This is a genomic window from Thalassospira lucentensis (assembly GCF_011806425.1).
In the GTDB taxonomy this organism is placed as follows: domain Bacteria; phylum Pseudomonadota; class Alphaproteobacteria; order Rhodospirillales; family Thalassospiraceae; genus Thalassospira; species Thalassospira lucentensis_B.
In genome coordinates, this window is the sequence record NZ_JAATOV010000001.1 from 399,196 (window position 1) to 414,594 (window position 15,399).

Sequence of the window (15,399 nt, forward strand, 5' to 3'; positions counted from 1 at the left end):
AACGGTCTCTCTCCTCATGCGGCAGCGGGCTTAAGCAGCAGCTTCTTTGCGCGCCAGCAAATATTCATCGATCCGATCCGCCGCATCACGGCCATCACGGATTGCCCAAACCACAAGCGATGCACCGCGCGCGATGTCACCAGCAGCAAACACACCATCAAGATTGGTCATCATCGAGCGGAAATCGATTTTGACGGTCCCCCAACGCGACACACCAAGTTCCGGCGCATCAAACAAGGTCGGCAGATCTTCGGGTTCAAAGCCAAGCGCTGTGATGACCATGTCGGCATCCATCGTGTAGCTTGATCCTTCGATCAGTTCCGGGCTTTGACGGCCACCGGCATCCGGGGCCCCAAGACGCATTTTAACCGCACGAACACCCGTGACTTTGTCATCGCCAAGGAAAGCTTCGGGGTTGGTCAGCCAAACGAATTCAACACCTTCTTCTTCGGCATTGGCAACTTCGCGCTGGGAACCTGGCATATTGGCGCGGTCACGGCGATACAGACATTTGACCGATTTCGCACCCTGACGGATCGCAGTACGGACACAGTCCATCGCGGTATCACCCCCACCGACAACGACAACATTCTTGCCGTTGGCGTTAAGTGTTCCGTCATTATACGCCGGGACATCATCGCCAAGACCATGACGGTTCGAGGTCGTCAGATATTCCAGTGCCGGATAAATGTTCGACAGACCAACACCGGGCAATTTCAGATCGCGCGCCTTGTAAACACCGGTTGCGATCAGAACGCTGTCATGTTTGCGACGAAGGTCTTCAAGGGACGCATCACGGCCAACTTCGAATTCGGTGTGCATGATAACGCCACCTTCTTCGAGGAGTTTAACGCGACGTTCCACAACGTCTTTTTCAAGTTTAAAGCCCGGAATACCGTAAACCAACAGACCACCCATGCGGTCATAACGGTCATAGACATGGACTTCATATCCTTTTTGGCGCAGCTGTTCGGCCGCGGCCATACCACCGGGACCACCCCCGATAATGCCGACAGACATACCGTTTTCAGCAGCAGGCTTTGGTGGCTTGACCCAACCGTTCGCAAAGGCGGTATCGGTGATGTATTTTTCAACGGAGCCGATGGTCACGGCGCCATGCGTTGACTGTTCGATCACGCAATTGCCTTCACACAGGCGATCCTGCGGGCAAATACGCCCCGTAACTTCGGGCATATTATTGGTGGCAGCCGAGATGGCATAAGCCTCTTCAAGGCGCCCTGCCGTGGTCAAGCTCAACCAGTCGGGGATATTGTTATAAAGCGGGCAATGGGCCTGACAGAACGGAACACCGCACTGCGAGCAACGCGACGCCTGATCGGCAGCCGAGCTATCTTCGAATGGCTCATAAATTTCGTTAAAGTCTTCACGACGCGCGGACGCATCCCTTTTGTGCGGATATTTTTGTTCCAAGTGAACAAATTTCAGCATCTTCTCTGTCATGGCAGCCCTCTGGAAGGGTTTTATGTTGCGGGTTTCGTTTTATATACGTCGCAAAATTACAAGAATCCAGCACTAATTGCAGATTACGTCAGTAATGCTGACTTATCAGAATTGCTCAAAATCGGAATAGGCCGGTAAAGTCGGGGGAATTCAACTGTAATAAAGTTTCATTAGTACCGAAATGGTACTATTTATGCATTTCGTCAGATCACGCTAAACTGCTATAAGCGATCAGTTTTTGCCGAGACAGCCATAGAGGCCGGAGTGACGTTACAGCATATTATTCTTCTGGCAGTCGTTCAGGGGATCACGGAATTCCTGCCCATCAGTTCATCAGGCCACCTGATCCTGACGCCTGCGCTAACAGGCGCATCAGATCAGGGTTTATTGGTCGATGTTTCGGTTCACGTTGGCACCCTTGCCGCCGTACTGATCTATTTCTGGCGCGATGTTTTTGCGATGATCGGTGGGTTCTTTGTCCTGCTGTCCGGGCGGATTAACCCCGGTGCGCGACTCGCGCTGCACATCATCCTTGCTACCATCCCGGTTGTGGCGGTTGGTTTTTACCTCAAGGTTTCTGGAATCGAAGAACAAATGCGTTCCGTGGTGATCATCGCGTGGACGACACTTGGCTTTGGCATCCTGCTTTGGGTTGCGGATCGCGTTGGCATGACGATTAACCGTCTTGAACATATGCGTTGGGGCGGTGCTCTTTTCATTGGCCTGGCACAGGTTCTGGCGCTGATACCGGGAACCAGCCGTTCGGGTATCACCATGACCGCCGCCCGTTTCATGGGATACGAGCGATCCGACGCCGCACAGTTTTCCATGCTGATGTCGATCCCGGTGATTTTGGGTGCAGGCCTTTTGGCAGGTATCGATTTGCAGCAATCTGGCGATATGGAACTGACCCAAGATGTGTTCTTGGCTGTTGGCATGTCGTTTATTACAGCACTTATTGCGATCACGGTTTTGATGAGCTGGTTGAAACGGTCCACCTTCACCCCGTTTGCCATTTATCGCATTCTTCTGGGCGGCGGCTTGCTTGTCTGGGTGTATGCGTATGATATGGCGCCGCTCAGCCTTGGTTTTTAACCCAAGCCGGAACTGACAAAAGCACCACAAACCAGACCACGCTACGCCACACCTAAATCCTAAGACGAAGTGCCCACCACATGTATATGCGCCCACTTGATCCGATTGCCGATGGCCAAGCCCTGCATGCCATATTTGGCGATCCAGATTGCTGCACATGGCTCGCCGATCCGGCCTTTGCCGATGTCGAAACCACCATTGCCAATTTGAAATCCTGGACCGAGGGGTTTGAGAAATGGTCTTGGACCGTCGCGCACACGGCCGATGGCCCGGCGATGGGGCGCATCGCCCTTTATAATATCGGACGGGACCCAAAGATTTGGGAAATTGCTTGCATGATTTCCCCAGCAGCACGTGGGAAAAATTATGCCGCACGGGCCTTGTCATATGCGGTTGGGGAATTGTTCAAAACAACCGACGCCCGCCGTGTCTTTGCCGATGTTGACTCGGAAAATCAGGCATCGCTTAAAACATTTGAAAAGCTGGGCTTTACCCGTGAAGGCGTCCTGCGCGGTGAATGGGAAACCCATATTGGCATTCGCGATTCGGTGATTTATGGACTGCTGCGATCAGATCCGCGCCCCGATGTGACGCCTGCCCCGATTATTATCGACTAAACAGCTCGCCCAACGACAGCACAAAAGGCCGGTATTAGTCCTGCCAGATCGGCCCACCCGAAAGCACGATGTGGGCCCGGGCGGGATCTTCGGGCGCGCAGTCGCAATCTTCGACAAAGCGCATCAAAAACGGTTCGTGTGAGAGCAAGAATTCAAGCACACCAACCTGCACTTCGCTTGACGCAATACCAGCGCGCAGATCATCAAGCCCCATGCCGGTTTGCGCCACCAGACCTTGCAAAAGTTCGTCGTCACCCGCGATATGGGCAACCGCACGAATGGCAAGTGTTTCTGCTGCTTCTTTGTTCATCGTACTTTCCGTTTCACAGGCTGTTTCACAGGATCATTTAAACCAGTTTGCCTTGGCCATTGCGCGCCAAACCACAAGACCGGCGACCACAATTACGCCTGCGGCAATGCCGCCCAAGCCGTTCCCGGCCACCAAAACAAGCCCCCAGAAACCGATGGTACCAAACCCAATGGCCAAACTAAGGAATGCTGACTTTGTCAGGGTGTCCTGATTTTTTTGGGCGGCCTCGGCACGTTTGATTTCATCGACAACTTCATACCACGCCAATTGCTGCCAACGGGAATATTTAAGCCCCTTGCTTGGCCCTTTGCGCAGGAAATCATCGAGCTGCTTGACGATATTGGCCGCGCGTTCTTCGGGGGCAACATATTTGCCCAACCGTTCCTTTTTACGTGGCCCTGCGTCTTCTTTATCGGTCATGTTCAACGGATCACTTTCGTCATTGCCCCTACCCACAGCTTTCTATGTTCTTATGCCCAACCGATTTAAATCCGGTAAAGCCAAAAAACTTGGGGTTTGGATGCAAGGACGCATCCACCGCCACGCCACATTCAAATGGCACCGCACGGAACAGGATTTTTGACCCAAATGTGTTTTGGGCAAAGAAGAAATCAGACATCGATGAAATGGGTGAATTATGGGGATCGTGGTGCGGGCGGCCGGACTTGAACCGGCAAAGTCTTTAGGACCGACGGATTTTAAGTCCGCTGCGTTTACCAATTTCGCCACGCCCGCAAGACGCACGAAGTCCGGTTTTGGAACCGGCAGATCAGGTTTCTAGCGCGGCTTTGGCGTTGGTGCAACATCCTTATTGCGACTTTTGCGACCCTTGTTTGAATTTGGTCATTTTGATCCGCGAGCCAGATATCAATGAGGCGTGATTGCCAACATCTTTTCATATTGGCTGCACATTCCCATGTCAGTACAGGACCCTATCGATCATTATAGCGCGCTTGCATTATGAACAGGCCCTTGCCCATTGTCCTGATTGCCTCGGTGTGTGTGGCGGCAACTTCGCTTTATCTGCACCGCGGTCTTTTGCCGAACTTTGTACCGCTGGCTTTTGCCGGGGACGATAGTGCGCGGCCTGACACCCCGATATTGCGCAGCGAAACCATGAACCGGGCCAACAATCGGCGCCGTCATATGAACCGTCTGTATGAAAAGATGGACAAGGATATTTATGACAGCACGCTTGGCCCGCTTTTGCTTGATGACAGCATATCGGAAGAAGACCAACCGGGCACAGCACTTGAGCTTGGAACCGGCGACGACGCAACGCTTGAGGCATTTGGCGGCCGGGCGGCGTTACGGTCACTTGCGCGGAAGCTTGATTTTGACAGTGCGGCGGGCACATTCCCCACCCAGTCACGTACGGCCAATGTGCCGCTAAGCATTTGGGTTGTTGGCAACCAGACCGACCTTGAAAACCAGATTTCTGGCCGGGGATATGACCCCGGGTTAAGCGGCGATACCGTTTCAATTGATAGCGGTGTTGATTATCTGGTCGATGATGGGCTGGTTTTGGGCCTTGGCATCAGCTGGGGAAATACCGACGGCGAAACCGGTGCTCGACAGTTGCGCTATAGCGAGAACAATTTCGCGGTATCGCCCTATTTCGTTGCACGCATGACCGATTGGCTGAACCTGCGCGGCAGTTTTAGTTTCGGGCAAAGCACGATTGACCAATCGGCGATTGGCACGGGGCCAGATTCCCTTCGTTATGCCGAAACACTTGAAAGCAGCACGGTTTCAAATTCCATCGGCCTTGGTGCGCATTACGAGTTCGGCGCCATCCCGCTGACCATCCAGTTAGATGGCGATATGATCACCGCGCGCGAATATATCGATGCGGCCAAGGCAAATGATGGCAGCAATATCGCCGCAAGCATCGCCACCACCCGTCTGTTTGATGCGCAAGCACAGGCGCGATATCGCATCGCACTTGGCGAACACAGCATCATCCCATTTGCCGGGCAGCAAGAAACCATTGCCCTGATGAACCAAGATTACGGACGCAGCGGATCGACACGGTATTTTGTCGGCAGTGAATATGCCTATGATCCTTTGAATTTCGGCTTAAGCCTTCAGGGGTTCCGCGAATTGGGAAGTGATTCCGACCCGCTTGAAGGGGTGCGGTCGGAAGTATCGCTTTCGAGTGACCTGCCGCAAGGGTATGGCACGCTCAGCCCGTATTTGAGTGCAGAGCAAACCAATCTGTATCTCGAAACCGGGGGCGGGATCACCCATGACTGGGGCGGCATTCCGGGGCAACTCAGCCTTGAGGTGCGGCGTAAGTTTACCTATGACATCCACCACAGCGATTATTCTGGCTTAATGACCGTGGATTTCAATTTCTAGGTCCGGGTTTCTGACAAAACAGGGTGAAAATGCATCTTGCACTTGGCGTTGATGATCGCGACGCGTAGGGTGCTGGTCAGAACGAAGGTAACCGTCAATTCCAACAGGTTTGCGCATGACCAGGCCCGATCTTAAAACCCCGGACGATGCGGGCAAAGACGCCCCAACGCCACCGGTCTTTGATCCCGAATTTCAAAAGCAGTTTATCGATCTTTTGCTGTGGCGGCGCGACGTGCGTCGGTTCCGTACCGACCCGATCCCCAAAGAAGACATTGACGGCCTGATCAAGGAAGCCTGCCTTGCACCATCAGTTGGCAATTGTCAGCCGTGGCGGTTTGTAAAGGTCAACGATACCACACGGCGCAAAGCCATCCGCGACAGTTTCGAGCGCGCCAATCAAGAGGCGCTGAACGATTATCATGGTGAACGTGCCAAGCTTTATGCATCGCTTAAGCTACAGGGCATGGATCAGGCCCCGGTACAGCTTGCGGTCTTTGCCGATGAACAAACCGAAGCCGGCATGGGGCTTGGCCGTAAAACCATGCCAGAGATGCTTGATTATTCGGCCGTTGCCGCCGTACAGCTTTTGTGGCTGGCCGCGCGCGTTAAGGGCATTGGCGTTGGCTGGGTTTCGATTTTGGAACCCAAAACCGTGCAAGAAACCCTTGATGTGCCCGAACACTGGCGACTGATTGCTTATCTTTGCATTGGCTATGCCCAAGAAGATCACGTTGTGCCCGAACTGGTCCGCGAAGGATGGCAGGATCGCATTGATCCAAGTGCCTTAACCCTTGAACGATAAAATGGGCAAAGCCCGCGCAATGCCCGGCTTACTGCGTATTGATGAAATAAGATAACAAAAGACAAGGATATCAGGATGTCTGCCGACAAAGGCCAACCGCAAAACCCGGTAAATCCGGACGCCCCGGAAAAGAAAACGCTGTCCAATGCGATCTATTTTAAGATCATGGGCTATTTGCTGACAGCGGGTTGGGTTGGCTTTATCCTGGCCATTACCGGCGGTGATACAAAACATCCGATGTTTGATTACATCTTTGTCGTGCCGCTGGCCGGTTGGATACTGGGCATGATTATCGCGCGGGTTATTCAAAAGAAAACCGGCGCGGATCGCCCCTGATTGTCCACCCTACCGACGAAAATAAAGGCGTCCATAAGGGGCGCCTTTTGTGATTTTGGACGATTTGATCAGTATTCATCATCGTTGCGGTGACGGGTGCGTTCATCCCGGTACCGGTCATCATCGGAAAAGCTGCCCAGCCCCATAATGCCCATGCCCAGACTGATGCCGCCAAAGGTGATGAACAGGCCAAAGAACAGCAAAAAGATATAGACCGGCGCATCACGTGATGCCATCGCCAGACTGTAGATACCGCCAATATCAAAAAACAGCACCAAGCAGCCAAACACCAGCGCCCCCACACAGCCATACGCGGTATGTTCGATCAGGAATTTGATCATCAGGCGGCCTTCGCGCGCCGCCTGACTGTTGCGCGGGTCATCTTCTGGGTCGTTTTGGTTGTCTGACGGCGTCATTGGCGTGGCACCCCTTACAGGAAATCAAACCAAGCATAACGTTTTTGATCAAGACGCGCCTTGATGATTAGCAATTAGCCCGAAACTTCGCCGGTATCTTCCATCACGTCGCGTCCCTGATCGGTGATCGCGATGCGAATACGCTCGGACGCCTGATTAACCTCGTCGGGGTTTTCACCACGCACGACCAAGGTTGTGCCAAGCTTTCCTTCGCGTAAAAATGGATAGGATCCGATATCGGTTTTGGGAAAATCGCCCTGAATTTCAGCAAGAACCTTGGCAATTGCGCCTTCGGGGATATAACCGCCGACGGAACGCGATACCATCGGCTTACCCCCGACCAACTGATGTTTAATGCCTTGGAACATGGCCTGCATGATCATGGGCACACCGGCCATGACATAAACGTTTTCCATGCGAAAACCCGGTGCCTTGGAAATCGGATTATCAATCAGTTCCGCACCGACCGGGATGTGCGCCATGCGCAGGCGCGCTTCATTCAGGTCTTCGGGGTTTTCGTAATGGCTTTTCAACAGTGCATGGGCATCGGCGTTAAGTTCAATCGCCACACCAAAGGCCTTGGCAACGCATTCCGATGTGATGTCGTCATGGGTTGGGCCAATCCCGCCGGTGGTAAAGACATAATCAAATGCCGCCCGGCATTCATTGACCGTGTCGATAATGGTCTGTTCAATATCGGGAATAACCCGTGTTTCGGCCAGACGCACACCAAGGGTATTTAGTTCCTCTGCCAAGTAGGGCAGGTTTTTGTCATGGGTTCGGCCCGACAGGATTTCATTGCCGATAATAATCAAACATGCGCGTACCGGATCAGACATTACATCCCCACAACTTTATTCATCTTGGTTGGTATCAAGTCATACGCATGTGATGCGCGCATGGCTCAGAGAAAATCGCGCAACATCGCAACAAGCGGCACGTCCGCAGGCGGCATGGGATAATCGCCCAAACGCACCGGACGCACCCATTTGACCTGTTGGCCTTCCATCGGGGTGATGTCACCTTTCCACACCCGACACAGATAAAGCGGCATCATCAGATGGAAATCATCATAGGTGAAAGACGCGAATGTAAACGGCGCCAGGCAGCTTTCCGTGATGTCGATGCCAAGCTCTTCTTTCAGCTCACGCACAAGCGCCATTTCTGGCGTTTCCCCGGCTTCGACCTTACCCCCGGGGAACTCCCAAAGGCCGGCCATGGATTTGCCTTCTGGGCGCTGGGCGATCAGAACGCGATGATCGACGTCCACCAATGCTACTGCACTGACAAACACTGTCTTTTCGGGGGTTTTCCCCTGGCGCAGGTCAACCGACATGCAGCCCTTATCTGGTTGTTGAATGCTCATAACCCTGTTTTATCGCGCAAGACGACATTCGCCAAGAGGCGCATTGTCTTATTTCCGATCCAGCCGCCAAACTTTGCCTGTCCAAGACTTTTGGCATTCGCACACATGGGAACAAATCCCCGCGTGAAGGATTTACGTATAGAAAGACACAAGCTTTTATTAATTTAGATTTTTGGTGAAAATGCGTATTCTTACATTGACGGCCAACGCCCTGATTGCCGCGCTATTCCTCGTCGGGTGCGACAAACTGACGGCGTTTAACAAGCTGCAATCAGGCACCTATCACCCCACCTATGCCAACATTGCGTATGGCGATGCCCCGCGGCAAAAGCTTGATCTGTATCTGCCAGCAGATAAAAGCACCCCGGCCCCCTTGATTGTCTGGTTTTATGGCGGGTCATGGGATGCGGGCGATAAGGACAAATATGCCTTTGTGGCAAAACGCTTTACCGATATGGGGTATGCGGTTGCGATCCCCGATTACCGACTGGTGCCAGAAGTACATTTTCCAAAATTTGTTGAAGATTGCGCCCGCGCCGTTGGCTTTATGAAGGGCTATCAGATCGAGCACCCTGACCAAATCACACAGGGCCCCTTGATGCTTGCGGGGCATTCGGCAGGTGCCTATAACGCGGTTCAGATGGTGGCCGACCCGGTCTTTCTTGGTGCCTATTCCATGAATGTGAATGACATTGCCGGCATCATTGGTCTTTCCGGCCCGTATGATTTTTACCCTTATGATGTCAGCGCAACCCAAAAGGCCTTTGGCGATACAATCGCAGCAATCAGCCAGCCCGTTGAAATGGACCTGTCGCACATGCCGCCCATGCTGTTGATTACCGGAACAGCGGACGAGACAGTTTATCCGCGCAATTCACGCAGGCTTGCCGAATTAGCACCTGACGCCCAGTTGGTTGAAATCCCCGATGCCGATCATGCCGGAACGCTCATAGCGCTTGGAACGTATGTGACATCCAATGACGCGGTGCTTAATCCGGTTAAATCGTTCTTGGCCGCACATTATCCGGTTCAGCAGCCATAAGCATTTGGCACCCACATTCACCAAAATCTAACTGAGCCAAATCACACAACAAAAAACGCGCTTCCTTGCGAAAGCGCGTTTTTCTTTTTTGCCGTGCGTGCCGACTAATCAGGCAAGCTGACCGTGGCAATGCTTGTATTTCTTACCCGAGCCGCATGGGCAAAGCTGGTTGCGTGCAACCCGGCCCCATGTTGCGGGATTGGCCGGATCGACCTTTGCGGATGCTTGACGCGACTGAACACCACCATCATTCCCGCCACCATCGACGTGATCGGAATGGTTTTCGTGCATTTCTTTTGGCGGATTACGCGGTTCAAGATCTTCTTCGCGTGGGGTGCTTTGCAGTTCAACATGCGACAGCATCTGGGTCACACGTTCACGCAGGGTAATCAGCATACCTTCAAACATGTTGAATGCTTCGCGCTTGAACTCATTCAGCGGATCGCGCTGACCATAGGCGCGCAGACCAATGCCCTGACGCAGATGATCAAGTGCAAGAAGGTGGTCTTTCCACGTCTGATCAAGAAGCTGAAGAACCAGGCTTTTTTCCACCTGACGCATGATATCAGCACCATAATTGGCAACCTTGGCCGCCATTTTATCGTCGGCGGCCTTGCTGATACGTTCGCGCATAACTTCTGGGTCGATGCCCTCTTCCTTGACCCAATCGGAAATCGGCAGGTCCAGACCAAGAAGTCGGGTGACTTCTTCGTGCAGGCTGGCGACTTCCCACTGTTCCGGATAGATTTTTACCGGGCAGAATTTTTCGACCATTTCTTCGATGACTTCGGCGCGCATATCGGCAACGTCTTCGGCGACATGCTCTGCCTGCATCAAATCACGACGCTGTTCGTAAACGACCTTACGCTGGTCATTCATGACGTCATCGAATTTCAGAACGTTTTTACGGGTATCAAAGTTACGGGCTTCGACTTTCTGCTGTGCCTTTTCAAGCGCCTTGTTGATCCAAGGATGGTAGATCGCCTCGCCTTCTTGCAAACCAAGTTTGCGAAGCATGCTGTCCATACGATCGGACCCAAAGATGCGCATCAGATCATCTTCAAGCGACAGGAAGAATTTCGAGCCACCCGGATCGCCCTGACGGCCAGAACGACCACGCAGCTGGTTATCGACACGACGCGATTCGTGGCGCTCGGTCCCGATCACAAACAAGCCGCCCGCTGCCAGAACTTTTTCCTGGTCGGCTTTGACTTCCTGTTTGATTTTTTCAATCGCCGCCGCACGTTCAGCTTCGTCGGTAACATTGACCAATTCATGCTCGACACGCATCTCGACGTTACCGCCAAGCTTGATGTCGGTACCACGACCGGCCATGTTGGTTGCAATCGTAATCGCACCCGGCGCACCGGCCTGGGCCACGATCAATGCTTCGCGTTCGTGCTGCTTGGCATTGAGAACTTCGTGCGGGATTTTCTTTTGCTTAAGAAGCGCACCAAGGATTTCAGACTTTTCAATCGAAACCGTCCCGACCAGTGCCGGTTGACCACGTTGATGGCAATCGGCCAGCAGTTCTGAAATCGCGATCCACTTTTCATTGGCGGTCCGATAGATTTCATCATCGGCGTCTTTACGGGCGATCGGACGATGGGTCGGGATTTCAACAACTTTGAGGTTGTAGATTTCCTCGAACTCTTCGGCCTCGGTCATCGCCGTACCGGTCATGCCCGACAGAGTCGGATACAGACGGAAATAGTTCTGGAAGGTGATGGATGCCAAGGTCTGATTCTCGTTCTGAATCTTGACCTTTTCTTTGGCTTCAAGCGCCTGATGCAGACCATCGGAATAGCGGCGGCCTTCCATCATACGACCGGTAAATTCGTCAATGATGACGACCTTGTCATCCTTAACGATGTAATCGGTGTCTTTCTGGAACAGCTTGTGCGCACGCAGGGCCTGATTGACGTGATGGACAAGGTGAACGTTGGCAACGTCATACAGCGTGCCTTCGGTCAGGATACCCATTTCGCCCAGAAGACGTTCGGCATTTTCCGTGCCGTCTTCGGTCAGGGTTACAGCGCGGGCTTTTTCGTCTTTTTCAAAATCGTCTTCACCCAGTTTCGGGATCAGCACATCAATTGCGCGATAAAGTTCCGAGCTGTCTTCGGCTGGGCCGGAAATGATCAGCGGGGTACGGGCTTCGTCAATCAGGATGCTATCGACTTCATCGACAATCGCAAAGTTGAACGGACGCTGCACCATGTCTTCGAGGCGGAACTTCATATTATCGCGCAGATAATCAAAGCCGAGCTCGTTATTGGTGGCATAGGTGATATCGCAAGCATAAGCCGAACGACGCATATCGTCGGTCATGCCGTGCATGATTACGCCAACGCTCAGCCCAAGGAAGCCATAAACCTGCCCCATCCATTCCGCATCGCGGCGCGCCAGATAGTCGTTCACCGTGACCACGTGAACGCCCTTGCCTTCAAGGGCATTCAGGTAAACCGGTAACGTCGATACCAGCGTTTTACCTTCACCGGTTTTCATCTCGGCAATTTTGCCGGATGTCAAAACCATACCGCCAAGCAGCTGAACATCGTAATGACGTTCACCACGCACACGTTTGGCAGCCTCGCGAACGGTCGCAAAGCTATCGGGCAAAATGTCCTTGAGAGTCTCGCCATTCTTCAGACGTTCGCGCAGCCAGTCGGTACGGGCGCGCAGTTCATCGTCTGAGAGTTTCTCGACTTCGGGTTCCAGGGCATTGATTTGCTCGACCGTGGCATGCAGGGCTTTGACTTCACGATCGTTAGCAGAACCGAAAATTTTCCGGGCGATGGAGCCGAGCATTAATACGTTCCTGAACAAATGAATAAACAAATATAGCGCAGCGACCAAAGGTCGAGGCCAGATGACAGATAGAACCCTGCCTGCCATCTGTCAACGGACCGAACCAATATCACTAATGTTCTGAGCTTTTTTAGCGTTAAAGAAGAGAAATTTTCTGTCTTCTTTTGTCAATAACCCGTTGGATTTGCATGCAAGGCCAACGCTGTGCTGACAGAAAAGAACGCACTACTACCTTGAGGCTTGAGAATCAAAAAAAAACAACGTATGATTTAGCTTAAGTTTTATTTATCTGAGCAAGTAGCTCATTTTCGACGCTGTGGTTCGGCAAGAACTTACCCGTCAGGAAATCCTCAGGAGGAGGAAATGGTCGATTTATCCGCGCTTAATCCATTTCGACAGGGGCAATCCGCCCTTCAAGATGCGCGTCAGCAGTTTGACAAATCAGCAACAGACCCTCGACAGGACGCATCAGCGCAGTCGAACGCCAATCGTGGTCGGTTGCTCGATTCTGTAGCCCTTTCCGATGACGCCGTTGCGGCACAAAACGATGCAAAGCAACTTGCCCCCGCATCGGATCGCGACTTATCAGAAGTTCGGTTGACGCCGGGGGATACCATTGATCGGGCCCTTGCCGCGTCCCTTGAAATGGTGCGCAGTAGTGTCGAAGAAATGTTTCAGTTTTCGGGCATGAGCGCCGCAGACGCCACTTCCGCAACCGATGCCATGTTTAAAGGTATTCGCGAGGCCGCAGCCGGCGATGACCAGTTTGAGTTTTCCTTTGATCAAGCCATCAAAAGCTTTAGCCGCACGGCCATTTCATATTCCGGCGCAGACGGGTCTGCTGTTGGTGTGAGCGAGTCGACGATGATGGCGGTGCAATCGCTTGATATCAGCATCGACAGGAACTCCGGCGAGTTTTCGTTCAACTATCAGGCCAACCAACTTCACTTCCTGCGTGCGGAAGGCATTGCTGTTGGCAAAACCGCCGCCGGGGCACAGAGTGCGCTGGGTAAATTGTTAGATGGCCTTGGCACTGGTTCATTGGTCGACATGATGGGCAATCCGGCAAATGCCGATAATGGCGGTCTGTTGTTTGATATGTCCGACAACGGTGTTGCCGATTTCATCCGCGAAATGATGAACGCAACCGTCGGCACGGATGGTGCAGGTCAAGACGGCGAACAGAACGACGGTGCTGCCGAGCAAAATGCGTCGAGTGCATCGCTTGCCGCCGAACGTATGGCCGCACTCAATGCCCAGATCACCGAAAAGTTCATGGAACAGGCGACCCTGATTGTACGCGGCATTGATCAGTCCGCATCAGATGACGGTACGGGCAAACCGAAGCTTAATCTGACGATTGATATGCTGATGCCGTTGGGCCGTTTCGGTCAGGATGAGAATGGCCCGACTCTTTCATCCCCGAATGGCGACTTGCTTCATATCGCGCCAAGCCAACCTTCCAAAGATCAATTCGCTTAATTTTGTAGCGGCACGCATAAACTGAGCTTACTGCGTGCCGCTGCGCCCCCAACATCCAGAACACCCCCACCTTATCTAGACCTACAACCATGACTTGCAGTGTCATGTTTTGAAGGAACAAAAAAATGAACAGCGTTTCATCTGTACAAACACAGCCAACAGTTCAACGTGCGACCGCGGATTCGGCAAAGAATACAGCGGCAACACAGGCATCAGAAACACAGCCTGATAACAATAATGCCCCGCGACACCTGTCAGACCAGGACCGTGTTGATGTCAATATCGGCCCACTTGAAACCCCGGATGCAGGGGCTTTGTGGAAGCAGTCTTCGAATGTCGACACATTTTCATCGCCGGAAGAACTTCTTGGAAAGCTCGATACATTTCTGGAAGAAAACCGCAGCAATATTGAAGACATTCTTGCCGCCAATGGCATTGCAGACCCAGAACAAGCTGCTGGGAAATTGATCGACCAAATTCGAGCATCAGCCCAAACCCAAGATCAATTTGACTTCGACCTTAACAGCTACATGCTTGAATATACGAAAACATCGGGGTCATGGTCCGTCGAGGCCGGGACTGCGATGCAGGGCGCTGTAGGGGGGAAAGTCATCGCCGAAACCGCCGTCACAAATATCGGAATGCTTGGCATCCATTTTGATAAAAATTCGGGTGAAGCAAGCTTTTCGCATCAAGACCTCCAAATGGGGCATGAACCCAAAACGACGGCAATTGCGACAAGCGGCAAATACGCCGATGCAATCCAAATCGTCGCGGGCGCAGCGGCGCGTGCGCACAAGGGGGATACCGCAACGCCACCACTTGACGCGGCGAACAAACCGCCCGCGCTCTACGACGAACAACCGGATCCAGCGGAATACATTGCGTTCGACGTTGAAACCGACACACGTCAGGCCAATCGCTTAAGTTTCCAAACCGACAACAAACAGATCAGTTCATTGTTGTCTGAACTGCTTGGCCCAACATCGGCCGATGCCGACAAAGCATATGGAAACCTTGAAGAATTTATCCGCAACAAGATGAATCCGCACTTAGCGCAGTTTAGCAAAGCCCAGCTTGCAGGTGCCGTTGCCGTCACCAAATTACCAGAGTTTTCAAACTACCCCGGTTCCAATGTGAATATCTCGACGTAATTCCGCGGATCGTTCACATTGCCATCGGTCGAGCAGCCCCCGCGTTGCCAAATCACCATCTGAGCGTCACGAAGGCCGCAAATTATGGCGGCCTTCAATAAAAATGCGGCGTCGTATTTGACGAAGAAAAATGAACCAACGTTGAT

Annotated in this window: 15 protein-coding genes and 1 tRNA gene; 8 read left to right on the top strand and 8 right to left on the bottom strand. The window is 52.6% G+C overall.

Translation table 11 applies throughout. From position 1 onward, the window contains the following. Positions 1-30: 30 nt before the first annotated feature. Positions 31-1,461 carry an NAD(P)-dependent oxidoreductase gene (locus tag HCZ99_RS01815; protein ID WP_167445193.1) on the bottom strand — a complete coding sequence of 477 codons (1,431 nt, stop codon included), beginning with the start codon at positions 1,459-1,461 and terminating at the stop codon, positions 31-33. A gap of 264 nt (positions 1,462-1,725) precedes the next feature. Here HCZ99_RS01815 and HCZ99_RS01820 point away from each other — a divergent pair, with 264 nt between their 5' ends. Both HCZ99_RS01820 and HCZ99_RS01825 read left to right on the top strand, forming a co-directional pair. Further along, a complete protein-coding gene (locus HCZ99_RS01820) occupies positions 1,726-2,556 on the top strand; it encodes an undecaprenyl-diphosphate phosphatase (RefSeq protein ID WP_167445194.1) in 831 nt (276 codons plus the stop codon). A gap of 80 nt (positions 2,557-2,636) precedes the next feature. Continuing rightward, positions 2,637-3,173, top strand: a complete 537-nt coding sequence (locus HCZ99_RS01825) for a GNAT family N-acetyltransferase (RefSeq protein WP_167445195.1) — start codon at positions 2,637-2,639, stop codon at positions 3,171-3,173. A 34-nt stretch (positions 3,174-3,207) separates the two neighbouring features. Here the strand turns inward: HCZ99_RS01825 and HCZ99_RS01830 are convergent, their stop codons facing one another. The 3 genes from HCZ99_RS01830 to HCZ99_RS01840 form a co-directional block, all read right to left on the bottom strand. Next, entirely contained in the window at positions 3,208-3,483 is a 276-nt protein-coding gene (locus HCZ99_RS01830; protein ID WP_167445196.1) for a DUF3572 domain-containing protein, read from the bottom strand. Positions 3,484-3,516: 33 nt separating this feature from the next. After that, the gene (locus tag HCZ99_RS01835) at positions 3,517-3,903 is read right to left on the bottom strand and encodes a hypothetical protein (RefSeq protein ID WP_254869392.1); all 387 of its coding nucleotides are present in this window, start codon (positions 3,901-3,903) and stop codon (positions 3,517-3,519) included. A gap of 227 nt (positions 3,904-4,130) precedes the next feature. Further along, a tRNA-Leu gene (locus HCZ99_RS01840) sits at positions 4,131-4,218 on the bottom strand. 237 nt (positions 4,219-4,455) lie between these two features. On the opposite strand from HCZ99_RS01840, the gene HCZ99_RS01845 reads away from it, so the two are divergent. The 3 genes from HCZ99_RS01845 (at position 4,456) to HCZ99_RS01855 (ending at position 6,982) form a co-directional block, all read left to right on the top strand. After that, positions 4,456-5,844 carry an autotransporter domain-containing protein gene (locus tag HCZ99_RS01845; RefSeq protein ID WP_254869393.1) on the top strand — a complete coding sequence of 463 codons (1,389 nt, stop codon included), beginning with the start codon at positions 4,456-4,458 and terminating at the stop codon, positions 5,842-5,844. Between the two features lie 115 nt (positions 5,845-5,959). After that, entirely contained in the window at positions 5,960-6,646 is a 687-nt protein-coding gene (gene bluB, locus HCZ99_RS01850) for a 5,6-dimethylbenzimidazole synthase (protein ID WP_167445198.1), read from the top strand. Between the two features lie 75 nt (positions 6,647-6,721). Further along, positions 6,722-6,982: a hypothetical protein gene (locus HCZ99_RS01855; RefSeq protein ID WP_167445199.1), complete on the top strand. Its 261-nt coding sequence runs from the start codon at positions 6,722-6,724 to the stop codon at positions 6,980-6,982. A 68-nt stretch (positions 6,983-7,050) separates the two neighbouring features. On the opposite strand, the gene HCZ99_RS01860 is transcribed toward HCZ99_RS01855, so the two are convergent. The 3 genes from HCZ99_RS01860 to mutT all read right to left on the bottom strand — a co-directional run bounded on the left by HCZ99_RS01860 (position 7,051) and on the right by mutT (position 8,734). Beyond that, positions 7,051-7,398, bottom strand: a complete 348-nt coding sequence (locus tag HCZ99_RS01860; RefSeq protein ID WP_167445200.1) for a hypothetical protein — start codon at positions 7,396-7,398, stop codon at positions 7,051-7,053. Between the two features lie 74 nt (positions 7,399-7,472). After that, a complete protein-coding gene (locus HCZ99_RS01865) occupies positions 7,473-8,237 on the bottom strand; it encodes a competence/damage-inducible protein A (RefSeq protein WP_167445201.1) in 765 nt (254 codons plus the stop codon). A 65-nt stretch (positions 8,238-8,302) separates the two neighbouring features. Continuing rightward, the gene (gene mutT / locus HCZ99_RS01870; protein ID WP_167445937.1) at positions 8,303-8,734 is read right to left on the bottom strand and encodes an 8-oxo-dGTP diphosphatase MutT; all 432 of its coding nucleotides are present in this window, start codon (positions 8,732-8,734) and stop codon (positions 8,303-8,305) included. A gap of 211 nt (positions 8,735-8,945) precedes the next feature. Between mutT and HCZ99_RS01875 the strand changes: the two genes are divergently transcribed. Next, a complete protein-coding gene (locus HCZ99_RS01875; protein WP_167445202.1) occupies positions 8,946-9,806 on the top strand; it encodes an alpha/beta hydrolase in 861 nt (286 codons plus the stop codon). Positions 9,807-9,914: 108 nt separating this feature from the next. On the opposite strand, the gene secA is transcribed toward HCZ99_RS01875, so the two are convergent. Beyond that, positions 9,915-12,617, bottom strand: coding sequence for a preprotein translocase subunit SecA (gene secA / locus HCZ99_RS01880; protein WP_167445203.1), 2,703 nt, complete (start codon positions 12,615-12,617; stop codon positions 9,915-9,917). A 363-nt stretch (positions 12,618-12,980) separates the two neighbouring features. Between secA and HCZ99_RS01885 the strand changes: the two genes are divergently transcribed. Together HCZ99_RS01885 and HCZ99_RS01890 are read left to right on the top strand one after the other, a co-directional pair. Beyond that, a complete protein-coding gene (locus HCZ99_RS01885; protein ID WP_167445204.1) occupies positions 12,981-14,099 on the top strand; it encodes a hypothetical protein in 1,119 nt (372 codons plus the stop codon). Between the two features lie 125 nt (positions 14,100-14,224). Further along, positions 14,225-15,253: a hypothetical protein gene (locus HCZ99_RS01890; protein WP_167445205.1), complete on the top strand. Its 1,029-nt coding sequence runs from the start codon at positions 14,225-14,227 to the stop codon at positions 15,251-15,253. Positions 15,254-15,399 lie beyond the last annotated feature (146 nt).

Coding starts and splice junctions, on each gene's coding strand:
- HCZ99_RS01815 (WP_167445193.1), bottom strand. CDS start 1,461: ATGACAGAGAAGATGCTGAAATTTGTTCACTTGGAACAAAAATATCCG.
- HCZ99_RS01825 (WP_167445195.1), top strand. CDS start 2,637: ATGTATATGCGCCCACTTGATCCGATTGCCGATGGCCAAGCCCTGCAT.
- HCZ99_RS01830 (WP_167445196.1), bottom strand. CDS start 3,483: ATGAACAAAGAAGCAGCAGAAACACTTGCCATTCGTGCGGTTGCCCAT.
- HCZ99_RS01835 (WP_254869392.1), bottom strand. CDS start 3,903: ATGACCGATAAAGAAGACGCAGGGCCACGTAAAAAGGAACGGTTGGGC.
- bluB (WP_167445198.1), top strand. CDS start 5,960: ATGACCAGGCCCGATCTTAAAACCCCGGACGATGCGGGCAAAGACGCC.
- HCZ99_RS01855 (WP_167445199.1), top strand. CDS start 6,722: ATGTCTGCCGACAAAGGCCAACCGCAAAACCCGGTAAATCCGGACGCC.
- HCZ99_RS01860 (WP_167445200.1), bottom strand. CDS start 7,398: ATGACGCCGTCAGACAACCAAAACGACCCAGAAGATGACCCGCGCAAC.
- HCZ99_RS01865 (WP_167445201.1), bottom strand. CDS start 8,237: ATGTCTGATCCGGTACGCGCATGTTTGATTATTATCGGCAATGAAATC.
- mutT (WP_167445937.1), bottom strand. CDS start 8,734: ATGTCGGTTGACCTGCGCCAGGGGAAAACCCCCGAAAAGACAGTGTTT.
- HCZ99_RS01875 (WP_167445202.1), top strand. CDS start 8,946: ATGCGTATTCTTACATTGACGGCCAACGCCCTGATTGCCGCGCTATTC.
- secA (WP_167445203.1), bottom strand. CDS start 12,617: ATGCTCGGCTCCATCGCCCGGAAAATTTTCGGTTCTGCTAACGATCGT.
- HCZ99_RS01885 (WP_167445204.1), top strand. CDS start 12,981: ATGGTCGATTTATCCGCGCTTAATCCATTTCGACAGGGGCAATCCGCC.
- HCZ99_RS01890 (WP_167445205.1), top strand. CDS start 14,225: ATGAACAGCGTTTCATCTGTACAAACACAGCCAACAGTTCAACGTGCG.